The sequence below is a fragment of the Variovorax sp. OK212 genome (genome assembly GCF_900112425.1).
In the GTDB taxonomy this organism is placed as follows: Bacteria; Pseudomonadota; Gammaproteobacteria; order Burkholderiales; family Burkholderiaceae_C; genus Variovorax.
The window spans coordinates 934,983-951,751 of record NZ_FOLP01000001.1; the positions used below are offsets into that span (position 1 = coordinate 934,983).

The 16,769-nt window shown below is 69.1% G+C and carries 12 protein-coding genes; 9 read left to right on the plus strand and 3 right to left on the minus strand.

Annotated features, from left to right (window positions below; all coding sequences use genetic code 11):
• Positions 1-73 precede the first annotated feature (73 nt).
• Positions 74-2,917 carry a phosphoenolpyruvate carboxylase gene (ppc, locus tag BM004_RS04205; protein WP_093211460.1) on the minus strand — a complete coding sequence of 948 codons (2,844 nt, stop codon included), beginning with the start codon at positions 2,915-2,917 and terminating at the stop codon, positions 74-76.
• 85 nt (positions 2,918-3,002) lie between these two features.
• On the opposite strand from ppc, the gene hemC reads away from it, so the two are divergent.
• The 4 genes from hemC to BM004_RS04225 are packed head-to-tail and all read left to right on the plus strand — an operon-like array spanning position 3,003 to position 7,100.
• A complete protein-coding gene (gene hemC / locus BM004_RS04210) occupies positions 3,003-3,929 on the plus strand; it encodes a hydroxymethylbilane synthase (RefSeq protein ID WP_093211462.1) in 927 nt (308 codons plus the stop codon).
• Positions 3,930-3,945: 16 nt separating this feature from the next.
• Complete coding sequence (locus BM004_RS04215) at positions 3,946-4,719, plus strand: uroporphyrinogen-III synthase (RefSeq protein WP_093211465.1); 774 nt, start codon at positions 3,946-3,948, stop codon at positions 4,717-4,719.
• Positions 4,716-5,810 carry a uroporphyrinogen-III C-methyltransferase gene (locus BM004_RS04220; RefSeq protein ID WP_093124023.1) on the plus strand — a complete coding sequence of 365 codons (1,095 nt, stop codon included), beginning with the start codon at positions 4,716-4,718 and terminating at the stop codon, positions 5,808-5,810. The genes BM004_RS04215 and BM004_RS04220 overlap by 4 nt, the downstream gene beginning before the upstream one ends.
• A 6-nt stretch (positions 5,811-5,816) precedes the next feature.
• Positions 5,817-7,100: a heme biosynthesis protein HemY gene (locus tag BM004_RS04225; protein WP_093124026.1), complete on the plus strand. Its 1,284-nt coding sequence runs from the start codon at positions 5,817-5,819 to the stop codon at positions 7,098-7,100.
• A 40-nt stretch (positions 7,101-7,140) separates the two neighbouring features.
• Here BM004_RS04225 and BM004_RS04230 read toward each other — a convergent pair whose 3' ends face one another.
• Positions 7,141-8,709 (minus strand): MFS transporter, encoded by a 1,569-nt coding sequence (locus tag BM004_RS04230; RefSeq protein WP_093211467.1) that lies wholly within the window; start codon positions 8,707-8,709, stop codon positions 7,141-7,143.
• A gap of 129 nt (positions 8,710-8,838) precedes the next feature.
• On the opposite strand from BM004_RS04230, the gene BM004_RS04235 reads away from it, so the two are divergent.
• The gene (locus tag BM004_RS04235) at positions 8,839-9,711 is read left to right on the plus strand and encodes a LysR family transcriptional regulator (RefSeq protein WP_093124031.1); all 873 of its coding nucleotides are present in this window, start codon (positions 8,839-8,841) and stop codon (positions 9,709-9,711) included.
• 46 nt (positions 9,712-9,757) lie between these two features.
• Here the strand turns inward: BM004_RS04235 and BM004_RS04240 are convergent, their stop codons facing one another.
• On the minus strand, positions 9,758-13,033 hold the full coding sequence (locus BM004_RS04240; protein WP_093211469.1) for an Rne/Rng family ribonuclease: 3,276 nt from the start codon (positions 13,031-13,033) through the stop codon (positions 9,758-9,760).
• A 562-nt stretch (positions 13,034-13,595) separates the two neighbouring features.
• On the opposite strand from BM004_RS04240, the gene BM004_RS04245 reads away from it, so the two are divergent.
• Genes BM004_RS04245 through BM004_RS04260 form a run of 4 tightly spaced genes read left to right on the plus strand, consistent with a single transcriptional unit; the run spans position 13,596 to position 16,765 of the window.
• On the plus strand, positions 13,596-14,696 hold the full coding sequence (locus tag BM004_RS04245; RefSeq protein ID WP_093212021.1) for an RluA family pseudouridine synthase: 1,101 nt from the start codon (positions 13,596-13,598) through the stop codon (positions 14,694-14,696).
• Positions 14,689-15,360, plus strand: coding sequence for an HAD family hydrolase (locus tag BM004_RS04250; RefSeq protein ID WP_093211471.1), 672 nt, complete (start codon positions 14,689-14,691; stop codon positions 15,358-15,360). Before BM004_RS04245 ends, BM004_RS04250 begins: the two co-directional genes overlap by 8 nt.
• 18 nt (positions 15,361-15,378) lie before the next feature.
• Entirely contained in the window at positions 15,379-15,747 is a 369-nt protein-coding gene (locus BM004_RS04255; RefSeq protein WP_093124040.1) for a Rieske (2Fe-2S) protein, read from the plus strand.
• Between the two features lies 1 nt (position 15,748).
• The gene (locus tag BM004_RS04260) at positions 15,749-16,765 is read left to right on the plus strand and encodes a S49 family peptidase (protein ID WP_093124043.1); all 1,017 of its coding nucleotides are present in this window, start codon (positions 15,749-15,751) and stop codon (positions 16,763-16,765) included.
• The last annotated feature ends 4 nt before the right edge of the window (positions 16,766-16,769 follow it).

Consider the following 16,769-nt stretch of genomic DNA (forward strand, 5'->3'; position numbering starts at 1 on the left):
GGACAGGACGGGCCCGTGGGGCCCGTCTTCATTGCTTCATCGCTTCATCGCTTCACTTTTTTCGTGCGCGGCATCAGCCCGTGTTGCGCAGGCCCGCCGCCACCCCGTTGATCGAGATGTGGATGCCGCGCTGCAGCCGCTCGCCGCCGTCGCCCGCGCGGTAGCGGCGCATCAGCTCGACCTGCAGGTGGTGCAGCGGATCTATGTACGGGAAGCGGTGGCGCACCGAGCGCTGCATCTCGGCGTTGCCTTCGAGGCGCTGCTTCGCGCCGGTGATGAGCGTGAGCGCGTCCGAGGTGCGGTGCCATTCCGCATCGATCATCGAGAACACCTTCGTTCGCAGCTTGCGGTCGGTCACGAGTTCGGCATAGCGCGAGGCCAGCGCGAGGTCGCTCTTGGCCAGCACCATGTCCATGTTCGACAGCAGCGTGCGAAAGAACGGCCACTGCGCGTACATGCGCTGCAGCAGGGCCACGCGTTCCTTCTTGCCCGCGGCGGTGCCGGCGGCGGCCAGGAACTGCTCCACGCCCGAGCCGAAGCCGAACCAGCCCGGAATGGTCAGGCGGCACTGGCCCCAGCTGAAGCTCCACGGCACGGCGCGCAGGTCGTCGATCTTGTGGCTCGGGTTGCGCGAGGCGGGGCGCGAGCCGATGTTGAGTTCGGCGATTTCGCGGATCGGCGTGGAGCCGAAGAAGTAGTCGCCGAAGCCCGGGGTCTCGTACACCAGCTTGCGGTACGCGGCCATGCTCGCGGTCGACAGCTCGCCGGCCGCCGAGAGGAAGGTGGCCGGCGCCAGCTTGCCCTGCGGCAGCAGCGTGGCCTCGAGCGTGGCGGCCACCAGCGTCTCGAGGTTGCGCCGGCCGATCTCGCGGTTGGCGTACTTCGAGCCGATGACTTCGCCCTGCTCGGTCAGGCGGATCTGGCCGCGCACCGTGCCCGGCGGCTGCGCCAGGATGGCCTGGTAGCTCGGGCCGCCGCCGCGTCCCACCGTGCCGCCGCGGCCGTGGAACATGCGCAGGCGGATGGGGTTGGCCTTTTTCTTGTTGAGCTCGTCGAACAGCGACACCAGCGCAATGCCCGCGCGGTACAGCTCCCAGTTGCTGGTGAAGATGCCGCCGTCCTTGTTGCTGTCGCTGTAGCCGAGCATCACGTCCTGCTCGGCGCCCGAGCGTTCGATGAGCGCCTGGATGTTCGGCAGCGCATAGAAGGCGCGCACGATGGGCGCGGCATTGCGCAGGTCTTCGATGGTCTCGAACAGCGGCACCACGATCAGGTCGCAGGTCGCGTTGCTGCTCATCGCGCCGCGCAGCAGGCCCACTTCCTTCTGCAGCAGCAGCGCCTCGAGCAGGTCGCTCACCGTTTCGGTGTGGCTGATGATGTAGTGGCGGATGGCCGCCGCGCCGTAGCGCGCACGCGCGGCGCGGGCCGCGGCGAAGATGGCCAGCTCGCTGCGTGCGAGCGGCGAGTAGTCGGCGTCGGGCACGCGCAGCGGGCGCGCGTCGTCGAGCAGCTTGAGCAGCAGCGTCTGCTTGGCTTCCTCGGCCAGCGAGGCGTACGACGGCTCGATGCGCGCGGTGGCCAGCAGCTCGGCGATCACCGCCTCGTGCTTGTCGGAACTCTGGCGCAGGTCGACCGTGGCCAGGTGAAAGCCGAACACTTCCACCGCGCGGATCAGCGGCAGCAGGCGCGGCGCGGCAAGCACGTTGCCGTGCTTCTCCTCGAGCGACTCGGCCACGGTGCGCAGGTCGCCCAGGAACTCCTCGGCCCTGGTGTACGGGTTCTGCGGCGCGACGGCATGGCGCGCGGCCTCGCCGCCGGTGAGCTCGCGCAGCGTGGCGGCCAGCCGCGCATACACGCCGGTGAGGGCGCGGCGGTAGGGCTCGTCCTTGCGGTGTTCGCTCGTGTCGGGCGAGCGCTCGGCCAGCGCCTGCATCTCGACCGACACGTCGACCAGCGTGGCCGACAGCGACAGCTCGCCGCCCAGGTAGTGCACCTCGGTGAGGTAGTAGCGCAGCGCCAGCTCGCACTGGCGGCTCAGCGCGTACTCGAGCGTTTCGGCCGTGACGTTGGGGTTGCCGTCGCGGTCGCCGCCGATCCACTGGCCCATGCGCAGGAAGGGCGCGACCGAGGGCGTGTGGCCGCCCTGGGCCAGCGCCTTCTCGAGGTCGGCGTACACGCGCGGAATCTCGCGCAGGAAGGTGGCCTCGTAGTAGCTCAGCGCGTTCTCGATCTCGTCGGCCACGGTGAGCTTGGAGAAGCGCAGCAGGCGCGTCTGCCAGATCTGCGTGACGCGCGTGCGCATCTGCGTCTCGTTGTCGGCGAATTCGAGCGGCGTGAGCGTGTCCTTGCCGCTGGCGTAGGCGTTCTGGCGCAGCCGGATCTCGTCGCGCACGGTGAGCAGCTGCGCAATCGCGCGCTCGGCGTCGAGGATGCTCTTGCGCTGCACTTCGGTCGGGTGCGCGGTGAGCACCGGCGACACGTAGCTGTGGGCCAGCGAGGCGACGATTTCGTCGGGCTTCACGCCGGCCTTGCGGATGCGCGCCAGCGCGGTCTGCAGGTCGCCGTCGACGCTCTCGCCGGCGCGCTCGGTCTCGGTGCGGCGGCGGATCTGGTGGCGGTCCTCGGCCAGGTTGGCCAGGTGGCTGAAGTAGGTGAAGGCGCGGATCACGCGCACCGTTTCCGCGGCGCTCAGGCCCTTGAGCAGGTTCTTCAGCGCGCGGTCGGCAGCATGGTCGGCATCGCGGCGAAACGCCACCGACAGTGTGCGGATCTTCTCGACCAACGCATAGGTCTCGTCTCCTTCCTGCTCCCGGATCACATCGCCGAGGATCCGGCCCAACAGCCGGATGTCGTCGATCAGTGGCTGGTCTTCGGCCTGTCGGCGCTTGGGGAGGGCAGGGGTCTTGCTGGCTTTCATTCGATGTTTGTCCTGGACTTCTTGAATGGATGCGCCGTCTGCGTTGCTGCGGCGCAACATGCTAGCATTCCGACGGTCTGCAAACATGTACTTTTTGGGAACGGTCTTGAGCAATATCGTGATCGCCACGCGCGAAAGCCGGCTGGCCCTTTGGCAGGCCGAACACGTGCAGGCGCTTCTGCAAGAACGAGGCCACACGGTCAGCCTGCTGGGCCTCACGACCACCGGCGACCAGATCCTCGATCGCTCGCTCAGCAAGGTGGGCGGCAAGGGGCTCTTCGTGAAAGAGCTCGAGCTCGCGCTCGAAGAAGGGCGTGCCGACATCGCGGTCCATTCGCTGAAGGACGTGCCGATGGACCTGCCCGAAGGCTTCGCGCTGGCCTGCGTGCTGGAGCGCGAAGACCCGCGCGACGCGCTCGTCTCGCCGCGCTACGCCTCCATCGACGAACTGCCGCAGGGCGCGGTGGTCGGCACCTCCAGCCTGCGCCGCGTGGTGCTGCTGCGCGCGCTGCGGCCCGACCTGCGCATCGAACCGCTGCGCGGCAACCTCGACACCCGCCTGCGCAAGCTCGACAAAGGGCAGTACGACGCCATCGTGCTGGCCGCGGCCGGGCTCAAGCGGCTGGGGCTCGAGAGCCGCATCCGCGTGGCCTTCGAGCCCGACACCATGCTGCCGGCCGCGGGGCAGGGCGCGCTCGGCATCGAGGTGCGCGCGGACCGCGCCGAACTCATCGCATTGCTGGGCTCGCTGACCCACCGGGGCGACTGGCTCTCGACCGCCGCCGAGCGCGCCGTGAGCCGCGCGATGGGCGGCAGCTGCTCGATGCCATTGGCCGCGCATGCGCGCTGGCAGGCCGACGGCGCCTTGCGCATCGACGCCGCCTGGGGCGACCCCGAAGGCAACGCGCCGCTGGTGAAGGTGCATGCACTGTCGAGCGCCGCCGACTTCGCCGAGGCCGACGCGCTCGGCCAGCGCGCCGCGGCGCTGCTGCGCGACGCCGGGGCCCACTGACAGCCGTGGTCATCGCATGACCACCCGTCCCGTCATCGTCACGCGGCCGGCCCGCGAGGCCGCGCACTGGGTTGCCGAACTGCGCGCGGCGGGGCTCGATGCGGTGGCGTTGCCGCTGATCGCGATCGAGCCGGTGGCCGATGCCGCAGTCCTGCGCAACGCCTGGCTGCAGCTTGCGGACCATGCGGCGCTGATGTTCGTGAGCGCCACGGCGGTCGAGCATTTCTTCGCGCACAAGGATGCCGGCGTTTCATTGGCGGGCCGCCGTTTCTGGGCCACGGGCCCCGGCACCACGCGCGCCTTGCTCCGCGCGGGCGTGCCGCCCGCGTCGATCGACGCACCGCCGCCCGAAGCCACGCGCTTCGATTCCGAGGCGCTGTGGGAGCGCGTGCAGACGCAGGTGTCGGCCGGCGTGCGCGTGCTGATCGTGCGCGGCGGCGACGAAAACGCGAACCCGACGGGACGCGACTGGCTCGCCAACGAGATCGATGCCGCGGGCGGCCTCAGGAGCACCGTGGTCGCGTACCGCCGGTTGGCGCCGTCGTTGGACGTCGTACAACGCCAGCTGGCCATCGACGGCGCCGAAGGCCGCGCGATCTGGCTCTTCAGCAGTTCCGAAGCCATCGGCAATCTCCAGCGCGCGATGCCCGGCACCGACTGGCATGCGGCCAGCGCCGTGGTCACCCATGCACGCATCGGCGAAGCCGCGCAGGCCGCGGGTTTCGGGGCGTTGCGTGTATGCACACCGCTGCAAGACGCACTGGTCGCGTCGATAGAATCCCTGGCATGAGCGCCGCGTCCCCGTCAGACGATCTTTCTTCCCCCACCGTTGCCGCACCGCCGGTGCCCGTCACCGTGGCACCGCACCAGACACCGGCCGCGCAGGCCGCGGGCGCACTGCTGCTGTCGCGCCTCGCGTTCGGGCTCGTGGCCCTCGTTGCGGTGGTGGCGCTGCTGATGGTCATCGCGCTGTGGCAGAAGGTGGGCGGCATGAAGGAGCAGCTGGCGCGCCAGAGCGCCGATGCCATTGCCCAGTCGATGGAAGCGCGCACGCTGGCACGCCAGGCCAGCGACACGGTGCGCGACGCCGCGGCGCGCGTGGCACTGGTCGAGACCCGCGTGGCCGAAGTGGCGCTGCAGCGCTCGCAGCTCGAGGAACTCATTCAAAGCCTCTCGCGTTCGCGCGACGAGAACCTCGTGGTCGACATCGACTCGGCCGTGCGCCTGTCGCTGCAGCAGGCGCAGGTCACCGGCAGCGTGGAGCCCTTGCTGGCCGCGCTGAAGGCCGGCGACCAGCGCATCGCGCGCGCGGCCCAGCCGCGGCTCGCGCCGCTGCAGCGCGCCATGCAGCGCGACGCCGACCGCCTGCGCAGCAGCGCCAGCACCGACAGCGCCGAAGCGCTGCAGAAGCTCGACGAACTGATGCGCGGCGTGGACGACCTGCCCACGCTCAACGCCGTGGCCGTGCGCGGCACCGGCGCCAACGCCTGGCAGGCCGAGCCGATTCCCGCCGACGCGCCGTGGTGGCAGCGCGCGCTGCTGACGGTGCGCGGCGAGCTGCGCTCGCTGGTGCGCGTGGGCCGCATCCAGAGCCCGGAGGCGATCCTGCTGGCGCCCGAGCAGTCTTACTTCCTGCGCGAGAACCTCAAGCTCAAGCTGCTCAACGCGCGGCTGTCGCTGCTGTCGCGGCAGATGGAAGCCACGCGCACCGAACTGGCCCAGGTGACCGTTTCGCTCAACCGCTATTTCGATCCCGCATCGCGCCGCACGCAGGCCGCCGCCACGCAGCTGCAGCAGCTGCAGTCGCTGGTGAAGACGACCGAAGCCGTCCGCATCGACGACACATTGACCGCGCTCGCCACCGCGGCTGCAGGACGCTGACCGGGAATGCGCGCCGCAATCTGGCTCCTTGCGCTGTTTGCCGTTGCCGCGGCCGTCGCCCTGTTCGCAGGCAACAACCAGGGCACGATCACCGTGTTCTGGCCGCCGTGGCGTGTCGACCTGTCGCTCAACCTCGTGCTGGTGATCCTGCTGGTGGCCTTCGTGCTGCTGCACGCCGCGTTGCGCGCGCTGGCGGCGCTGTTCTCGCTGCCGAAGCAGGCGCGCCAATGGCGGCTGCAGCAGAAGGAACGCACGCTGCATGCGGCGCTGCTCGACGCGATGGTGCAACTCATCTCCGGCCGGTTCTCGCGTGCCCGCAAGGCGGCCCAGGCCGCGCTGACGCAAGAGAAGACGCTGGCCGCGCTGGGCGCCAGCTTGCCGCAGGCGCAGCAGGTGCGCGTGCTGTCGCACCTTCTGGCCGCTGAAAGCGCGCAGGCCCTGCAGGACAAGCCGGCGCGCGACGCCCACCTGCAGCAGGCCCTCAACGAAAGCGCCGACCGCGCCGTGCTCTCCAGCCCCGAGACGCGCGAAGGCGTGCAGCTGCGCGCCGCCCGCTGGGCGCTCGAAGACCGCGACGCGGCCGCGGCGTTGGCCCGGCTCGAGGAATTGCCGCAGGGCGCGCAGCGCCGCACGCTGGCACTGCGCCTGCGCCTGAAGGCCGCCCGCCAGGACCAGCGCACGCTCGAGGCGCTGGAGACCGCGCGGCTGCTGGCCAAGCACCGTGCCTTCTCCGAAGCCGCGGCGCAGAGCATCTTGCGCGGCCTTGCGACCGAGCTGCTGTCGGGTGCACACGACCCTGCGCAATTGCAGCGCGCATGGACCGAACTCGACGCCAACGAACGCGGGATGCCCGAGGTGGCGATCCACGCGGCGCAACGCATGGTGGCGCTGCGCGGCGACCTGGCACTGGCGCGCGGCTGGCTGCTGCCAGCCTGGGAGCGCATGGTGGCGAACCCGCGCGGCCTGGGCGACGGGCTGCGCGTGAAGCTCGCGCGCGCACTCGAAGCGGGGCTCGATTCGGTCGATGCCGACTGGCTGGCCCGCATCGAAAGCGCACAGCGCAACAACCCGCGCGACCCCAATCTGCAGTACCTCGCGGGCATGGCCTGCATGAAGCGGCAGCTGTGGGGCAAGGCCCAGCAGCTGTTGATGCAGGCCGGGCTCGGCCTGCAGGACACCGAGCTGTACCGCCGCGCCTGGCTGGCATTGGCCCAGCTGGCCGAAGACCGCAACGACGCCGCCCAGGCGGCCGAAGCCTGGAAGCGCGCGGCGCAGGTCGAGAGCACCTGAGCGTTTTGGACGCTTGGAGCGTTTGAACGCCTGAGCGTCTTCAAGGACACGCAGGCCCGCCGGCCTTCAGCGCCGATGCCTGCCGTGCCGACGGCTTGCCGCTGCCGAAGACCAGCCAGCCGAGGCCGGCCAGCACCCAGACGCCGACACCCCCGTAGAGCATCACCAGCCCGAAGCCGTGCACCAGTGCGGCATGCACGGCCGCCCCGGACGGATCGGCCTGTGCGAGCGCCGGAAAGGCGGGCGCGAGCGAGGCGAAGTTGCCGGTCGCGATCTTCTCCGCCAGCGCGCGCAACTGCGTCGCGTCGAGCGAGGCGGAGAGGGCGCCGCGCAGGTGCCCATGAATGCCCTCGAGCAGGATGAAGCCCATCAGCGCGATGTTGACGGCCAGCGTGATCAAGCGCGCGCTGATGTCCATGCCCGAGGCCATGCCCGCGCGCGCACTCGGCACCGCGCCGGTGGTGGTGTTGGTCACGGGCGTGTTGGTCAGGCCCAGGCCGATGCCGGCCAGCAGGCAGCCGGGCAGCATGGTCATCCAGCTGGCGTGGTCCACGGCGCTGCCGACGTACATCGCCATGAAGCCCAGCCCGATGACGGACAGCCCCGCGGGAATGACCGCGCCCGGCCGGTAGCGCAGCGACAGGCGTTCCGCCAGCGGCGGCAGTGCCAGCGTGGGCAGCGTGTAGGCCAGCAGCGCCGAGCCGGCCGTGACCGCGTCGTAGCCCAGTGCGCCCTGGAAGTAGATCGGCAGGTAGATCATGAACGGCCAGAAGCTGAAGTTCATGCCGACGGAGCCGATCATCGAGCCCGAGAAGTTGCGGATGCGGAAGACCGAGAAGTCGAACATCGGATGCGGGTGGGTCTTTTCCACCCACAGGAAGAGCGCGAAGCTGGCGAGCGCCGCTGCCGCAAGGCCGATGGCCGGCAGGCTCGCGAAGCCCAGGCCCGGCCCCTGCGTGATGAAGCAGGTCAGGCCCAGCACCGCGAGCGACAGCGTCACGATGCCCGCGAGGTCGAGGCGCCGCGCCTCGGGGTCGCTCGACTCCGCCACGCTGCCGAGCACCAGGGCCACCGCCACCATGGCCAGCGGCGCGTGGACCAGGAACACCCATTGCCAGTTCGACAGCGCGACGATCGCGCCGCCGACGATCGGCCCGAAGCCCAGGCCCATGCCGAAGACCACGCCCCAGACGGCGAAGGCCCGGCTGCGTTCGCGGCCTTGCGGGAACTGGTGGGAGAGCACCGCGAGCTGGCAGATCAGCATCGCGCCGCCGCTCAGGCCCTGGAGGAAGCGGCTGACGATCAGCACCCAAGTGCTTTGCGCGAACCCGCAGGCCAGCGACGTGAGACCGAACAGCACCACGCCGACGACGAGGACGCGCTTGCGGCCATAGCGGTCGGCCAGCGTGCCGGCTGCCATCAGTACCGTGGTGCAGGCGATGGTGTACGCGTTCATGATCCACTGCATGTCGCTGAAATCGCCGTGCAGCGCATGTTCGAGCGTGGGCAGGATGACCGGCACGCTCGAGATCTCGAGGCCGAACATGAGGGCGATGAGGCAGACCGCGGCCAGCGCGATCCGGTTCTTGCCGGTGGGGGAGAGAGGCATGGGAAATCTTTCGGAATCTTTTCTGACGGCTTCCGGAGGAAGCGCCGGGCGATTCTGTGGAAAGGCTCTTCATGATGGAAATGATTTAATTTTCTAGAATCCATGACCGTTCATCATGGATCGACCCGCATGGATTTCGACCCCGCGCTGCTGCGCGCCTTCGTGGCCGTGAAGGAAACCGGCGGCTTCACGCGCGCCGCCCAGCGGCTGCACCTGACGCAGTCGGCCATCAGCCACCAGATCCGCCGTCTCGAGGAGCAGGTGGGCCGCCCGCTGCTGCACCGCACGACGCGCCGCCTCACCGTGACGGAGGACGGCGAGGACTTTCTTCGCTACGCGCTGCAGATCCTCGAGACGCTCGACGCGATGACGCAGCGCTTCCTGCCTTCGCCGATCACGGGCGTGGTGCGCTTCGGCGTGCCCGACAACTTCATGGGCGACCGGCTGCCGCCCTTGCTCTCGCAGTTCGCGCGCTCGTTCCCCGCCACGCGCATGGAGGTCAGCGTGAGCATGCACCTCGACCTGCGCGCGATGATCCGCGCGGGCGAGCTCGACCTGGCCGTGGTGATGTCGCCGCCCGACTGCGAGGAAGGCACGCGGCTGCGGCGCACGCAGCTGGTGTGGGTGGCGGCGGAGACTTTCGACGTGCCGGCCGGCGCCTCGCTGCCGCTGGCGTTCTTTCCCAAGCCCTGTGTCAACCGCCAGGTGGCCGGCGCGGCGCTGGACTCCGTGCCGGTCGACTGGCACGTGGTCTTCACTTCGGCGAGCCCGCACGGGATTCGCGCGGCCGTGCTGGCGGGGTTGGCCGTGTCGGTGCTCACGCGCGAGGACGTGGAGCCGGGCATGAAGATCGTCGACGGCCGCTACGGCCTGCCGGCCCTGCCGAGCGTGGATTTCTCGCTGATCTGGAGCGAGGGCGGCAAGACGGAATGTGCGTGCCGCTTCGGGCAGCTGATTTTGGAGATGCCCGGGCTGCCGGCGGCTCAACTGAACAAGACATAAAAAAACGGCGCCAGTGGCGCCGTTTTTACTTGCGAGCGTGTGTCGCTCAGAGCATGCGTTGCTGCGGCTGTGCGTCAGCGGCGGCCTGCTCGAACGGCAGCGACATCGAACCGAGGTCGCGGCGCGTTTCGACCAGCACCAGCGGGCCTTCGTCGAGCACGACCACCGGCGGGCGTTCGCGCGGCACGTGCACCGGCTTCGGCTCGGCGGCGATCGCGGCGCGGGCTTGCGCGATGCGTTCGGCGTCGGAGTTGACCCACTGCAGGCCCGAGCCTTCGGCGATCTGCGCGAGGTCGGCCAGCGGCAGTTCGAAGGGCTGGACCTTGGGCAGTGCGCGGCCATTGGCGGCGGTGGCTGCGGGCGCGGCGGCAGGTGCCTTGGCGCTTTCGGCCACGATCGGCGCTGCCGGCGCGGCAACCGCGACAGGGGCAACCGCCACAGGGGCGACCGGCGCGGGGCGCTCGGCGCTCGGCTGCTGGGGAGCGGCCTCGCGCACTTCCGGTGCGGCGACCGCTGCAACAGCGACGGCCTCTTCGGCGCGTTCCGAGACCATCGGCTGGGGCTGGCGCGACACAGGGGCTTCCTGGGCTTCGCCGGCTTCCGCCGCGACCGGTGCATCGGCCGTGTTGGCTTCGTTCTCGTCGCGCGGGCCGCGTTCGCGGCGGTCACGGCCGTAACGGTCACGCGAACGACCGCGGCGCTCGTCGCCTTCGCGGCGCGGTGCCTGCTCGTTGTTGCCGTTGGCTTCGCCGTCTTGCGTGGCGTCGGTGGCGGCTGCCACTTCGGCTTCGCCGTTCAGCTGCTCGGGGGCATCGTTGCGGCGTTCGCGGCGGCCGTCGTTGCGGTCGCCACGCGGTGCGCGCTGCTCATCGCTGCGACCTTCACGGTTTTCACGGCCGTTGCGGGGCTGGCGTTCGCCTGGGGCTGCTGCTTCGCCGGCTTCGGGGCTGCGTTCGCCGCCACGGTCGCTGCGCTCACCGCGTTCGGTGCGCTCGCCGCGTTCCGCACGGTCGCCGCGCTCGCCACGTTCACGGCGGGCGCGCGGTGCGCGTTCTGCCGTGTTGCCTTCTTCGCCTGCGACGGCGCCGGGCGCCAGTTGCTGGGCTTCGAGGTTGGCGTTGCCGTCGAGTGCTTCCGCCGGCAGGTTGCGGCCTTCACCTTCGCGGCGTTCGCCACGGCCGTTGCGGCGTTGTTCGCCGTCACGCGGTGCGCGCGCTTCACGGGGCTCGCGCGGCTCGCGTTGTTCGCGGGGTTCACGCTGTTCACGCGGCTGGTTGGGCGTGCCGTCGGCGCGCATTTCGCTGTTGCGGCCTTCACGGCCCTCGCGACCTTCGCGTCCTTCACGGCGTTCGCCGCCACGACCGCCGCGGCGTTGCTCGCCGTCGCGACCGCCAGAGCGTCCGCCGTTCTCGCCACGGCCTTCGCCGCGGCCGTCACGACCTTCACCGCCGCGGCCACCACGGCGCTGTTCGCCGTCGCGTCCGCCGCGCGCTTCACCGTCGCGGCCAGGGCGGCGGGGCTTCGGTGCCTCGACAGGAATCGCGGACGGCGCGGGCGCCGCCTCGGGTTCCGGCGTGGCGCCGAACAGGTTCTTGATCCAGCCGAAGAAGCCCTTCTGGGCCGGAACCGGGGCGCTCACCAAGGGCGGCGCGACCGGCGCGGGTGCTGCGGCGACAGGCGCGCGCACCGCTTCGGGCTTGGGCGGCACCACCGGCGCGGGTGCGTCGGGCAGCACGCCCTTGATGACCGGCGTCTGCTTGTTGGTGGGCTCCTGCGAACGGCGCGTGACCGAGGTCGGGTCTTCGATCTCGTCGGCCATCTTGTAGCTGGCTTCGATGTGGTCCAGGCGCGGGTCGTCGTGCTTCAGGCGCTCGAGCTTGTAGTTCGGCGTTTCGAGCGTCTTGTTGGGCACCATCAGCACGGTGACGCGCTGCTTGAGCTCGATCTTGGCGATTTCGGGGCGCTTTTCGTTCAGCAGGAACGAAGCGACTTCCACGGGCACCTGCACATGCACGGCGGCCGTGTTGTCCTTCATGGACTCTTCCTGAATGATGCGCAGGATCTGCAGCGCGCTCGATTCGGTGTCGCGGATGTGGCCCGAGCCGCCGCAACGGGGGCAGGGGATCGACGAACCTTCGGAGAGCGCCGGCTTCAGGCGCTGGCGGCTCATTTCCATCAGGCCGAACTTGCTGATCGAGCCGAACTGCACGCGGGCGCGGTCCTGGCGCAGCGCGTCGCGCAGGCGGCTTTCGACTTCGCGGCGGTTCTTCGACTCGTCCATGTCGATGAAGTCGATGACGATCAGGCCGCCCAGGTCGCGCAGGCGCATCTGGCGGGCCACTTCGTCGGCGGCTTCGAGGTTGGTGCGGGTGGCGGTCTCTTCGATGTCGCCGCCCTTGATGGCGCGGGCCGAGTTCACGTCGACCGACACCAGAGCTTCGGTATGGTCGATCACGATGGCGCCGCCCGAGGGCAGTTGCACGGTGCGCGCGTAGGCCGACTCGATCTGGTGCTCGATCTGGAAGCGGCTGAACAGCGCCGCGTCGTCGCGGTAGCGCTTCACGCGGGCGGCATGCTCGGGCATGACGTGCGCCATGAACTGCTGCGCCTGGTCGTAGATGTCGTCGGTGTCGATCAGGATGTCGCCGATGTCGTGATTGAAGTAATCACGAATGGCGCGGATCACGAGCGACGATTCCTGGTAGATCAGGAAGGCGCCCTTGCCGCCCTTGGCCGCGCCGTCGATGGCGCTCCAGAGCTTGAGCAGGTAGTTCAGGTCCCACTGGAGTTCGGGCGCGGTGCGGCCGATGCCGGCGGTGCGCGCGATGATGCTCATGCCCTTCGGGTACTCGAGCTGGTCCATCGCCTCCTTGAGTTCGGCGCGGTCGTCACCCTCGATGCGGCGCGAAACGCCACCGCCGCGGGGGTTGTTCGGCATCAGCACGACATAGCGGCCGGCCAGCGAGATGAAGGTGGTGAGGGCGGCGCCCTTGTTGCCGCGTTCTTCCTTTTCGACCTGGACGGTGAGTTCCTGGCCCTCGCGGATCGCGTCCTGGATGCGGGCCTGGCTGGCCGACACGCCTTCTGCGAAGTACTGCTTGGAGATTTCCTTGAACGGCAGGAAGCCGTGGCGGTCTTCGCCGTAGTCGACGAAACAAGCTTCGAGCGAAGGCTCGACGCGCGTCACGACCGCTTTGTAGATGTTGCCCTTGCGCTGTTCGCGCCCTTCGATTTCGATTTCGTAGTCGAGCAGTTTCTGCCCGTCGACGATGGCCAGGCGGCGTTCTTCGGCCTGCGTGGCATTGATCAGCATCCGCTTCATGATGCGTTGTCCTTATATGTATCGTTCTACCGGCCCTTGATGGGCCAACGATGCACGGACGACGCCCGCGAAACCAGGGAATTGCCGCTTGGGCCCCGGATGCTGTCACTGCCGCGCCAGGCGCGAGCAGGCCTCTCGAACGTTAGCTCAAGAAGACAGCCGGGGTGGGGGCGCGTGGATGGGCGCGAGCCAGATTCGGTGTTGGGTAGCTATCTTTTTGATAGCTGGTTGCGCAAGGGTGGCGCGCGCTACCGATAGTTCAATGCCTGAGGCCGCTGGTCGAAACCAGGTGGGCCAGCGCAGGCAAATTTGAATCAGCAGCATCAACACAACAAGGGACTCGCTTCGATCCGCCTGCAGCTTGGTCAGCTGCAGGCTGGGTATTCCGTATCGGTGTTTCGTGGGTGTCGGCTTGACTTGGGCACCTGCTCTGCCACTTTGCGCAATTGCGCGGGGTTTGCAGCTGGGTGCCAAAGCGGCATCGACCTCACAGCGCCGCCCTGGGTATTTGATGGCAGTGGACTAAACTTCTGTCTAATCAAGCACTTACATGACCGCGCTGGTGAAAAACATTATAGGTGCGAAGCAAGGCCCTGCGGCTGCTCCAAATCCCGCAGACCAAAAAGCCTCGGGCGATGCCGGGGCGTCGCCTTCGGCCATCAAATTCCTCACGGTCGACGCCGAATCCGCCGGGCAGCGGCTCGACAACTTCCTGTTCCGCCATCTGAAAGGCGTGCCGAAGACGCACGTCTACCGGATCATCCGATCGGGTGAGGTGCGCATCAACAAGGGCCGCGCGCAGGCCGAGACCCGCATCGAGGTCGGCGACGTGCTGCGGCTGCCGCCCATTCGCCTGTCGCCGCGCGCGGAAGAGGGCGCCACGCCGCCCGCCCCGGCGCGCGAATTCCCGGTGCTGCTGGAAGACGACGCCGTGCTGGCCATCGACAAGCCCGCCGGCGTGGCCGTCCATGGCGGCAGCGGCGTGAGCTTTGGCGTGATCGAGCAACTGCGCACCGCGCGGCCGGCCGCCAAGTTCCTGGAGCTGGTGCACCGGCTCGACCGCGAAACCTCCGGCATCCTGCTGGTGGCCAAGAAGCGCAGCGCGCTGTTGGCGTTGCAGGACCAGTTCCGCGAGCGCGAGACCGGCAAGACCTACCTGGCGCTGGTCGAAGGCGCCTGGCCCGCCAACAAGAAGGTACTCGACGCGCCGCTGGCCAAATATCTGTTGCCCGACGGCTCCGGCGCGGGGGCCGGCGAGCGCCGTGTGCGCGTGGTCGCCAAGGACCACCCGGACGCCATGCGCGCCATCACGCTGGTGCGCGTGCTGGCGCGGCTCGCGCTGCCGGGCGACGCCACGCCGCTGTCGTTGCTGGCCGTGACCATCAAGACCGGCCGCACGCACCAGATCCGCGTGCATCTGGCTTCGGCCGGCCATCCGATCGCCGGCGACGACAAGTACGGGGAGTCCGATCGTCAGCGCGCCCTGCAGAAGCTCGGCCTCAAGCGCATGTTCCTGCACGCCTGGCGGCTGCAGTTCAATCACCCGGCCAGCGGCGACCGCGTGGCGCTGCAGGCCGACCTGCCGCCCGAGCTGCATGCGCTGATGTCGCCCGCCGCCCTCGAGGCGATGGCCCAACACCCCACACCCACGTCCCATGACTGATACCTCCAGACCCCTTCGCTTCGACCTGATCGCCTTCGACTGGGACGGCACGCTCTATGACTCCACGCGCCTGATCGTGCGCTGCATCCAGGCCGCCGTGGTCGACGTCGGCGGCGCCAAGCCGAGCGAGAACGACGCCGCCTGGGTCATCGGCCTGGGCCTGGCCGAGGCGCTCGCGCGTGCGGCGCCCGACGTTCCCAAGGAGAAATACCCCGAACTCGGCGCGCGCTACCGCTACCACTACCTGCAGCACCAGGACGACCTCGTGCTGTTCGACGGCGTGCTGCAGATGCTCGACGCCCTGCGTGCGCGCGGCCACAAGCTGGCGGTGGCCACGGGCAAGTCGCGCCGCGGGCTGAACGAGGCGCTCAAATCGGTGGCGCTGCGCGACCGCTTCGACGGCTCGCGCACGGCCGACGAAACCTTCGGCAAGCCGCATCCGCGCATGCTGCTGGAGCTGATGGAAGAGCTCGACGTGACGGCGGAACGCACGCTGATGATCGGCGACACCACGCACGACCTGCAGCTTGCGCAGAACGCCGGCGCCGCCAGCGTGGGCGTGAGCTACGGCGCGCACGAGCCCGCCAGCTTCGATGAATTCAAGCCACTGCACGTCTCGCACTCGGTGGCCGACCTGCAAGCGTGGCTCCTCGACAACGCCTGAACCGGGACTTGTGTTGCCATGAGTGAAGAACGCATCCCGCTGTGCAACGCCGGCGACCTGGTCGAAGGCGGCCTGGCCGTGCCTTTCGACGTGATCCATGGCGGCGAGACCTGCCGCGCCTTCGCGGTGCGTTTCGAAGGCCTGCCGCATGCGTTTCTCAACCGCTGCAGCCATGTCGCGATGGAAATGGACTTCCAGCCCGACCGCTTCTTCGACGACACCGGCCAGTGGCTGCTGTGCGCCACGCACGGCGCGGTCTACAAGCCCGACACCGGCGAATGCGCCGGCGGCCCTTGCCGCGGCGGCCTCGTGAAGATCGCCTTGAGCGAGCATGACGGCGTGGTGCACTGGCATACTGACTGGAACCTTCACCCCCTGACCTTCTGACATGACCGACCCAACCAGAACCGAGCCCGCGGGGTTCGAGCCATTTGAGCCGGCCCCCTCCAAGAACATGGCCAAAGACCCCACGCAGCGTCCCGGTTGGGAGCGCGCCACCCTCGAAAAGCTCGCCTTCGCTTCACTGAACGAACAGAAAGCCACGCGCCGCTGGAAGACCTTCGTGCGCCTGTCGTGGCTGGCCTTCTTCATCTTCCTGGCGTGGCTCGCGCTCTCGCGCAGCGCGCCGAGCACGGCCAAGACCACGGCGCACACGGCCGTCGTCGAGATCAAGGGCGAGATCGCCAACGGCGGTGACGCGAGCGCCGAATTCGTGGTCGCCGCAATGAAGACGGCCTTCGAGGACGAAGGCGCCAAGGGCGTGGTGTTGCTGATCAACTCGCCCGGCGGCAGCCCGGTGCAGGCCGGCATCATCAACGACGAGATCAAGCGCCTGAAGGCCAAGTACAAGAAACCGGTCTACGCGGTGGTCGAGGAGACCTGCGCGTCGGCGGCCTATTACATTGCCGCTGCCACCGACAAGATCTATGTCGACAAGGCCAGCATCGTCGGCAGCATCGGCGTGCTGATGGATGGCTTCGGTTTCACCGGCGTGATGGAAAAGGTCGGCGTCGAGCGCCGCCTGCTCACCGCCGGCGAGAACAAGGGCTTCCTCGATCCGTTCAGCCCCATGAGCGACGCGCAGCGCGCCCATGCGCAGACCATGCTGAACCAGATCCACACGCAGTTCATCAATGTGGTGAAGACCGGCCGCGGCGACCGCCTCAAGCTCGACACGCCCGGCCTGTTCAGCGGCCTGTTCTGGAGCGGTGAGCAAGCCGTCGAGTACGGCCTGGCCGACCAGCTGGGCAACGTCGACTACGTGGCCCGCGAGGTCATCAAGGCCGAAGAGGTGATCGACTACACGCGGCGCGACAACGTGGCCGAGAAGCTGGCCAAGAAGTTCGGCGCGGCGATGGCCGAAACCACCGTGCGCCTGATGCACACCGCGCCGGCCCTGCGCTGATCGC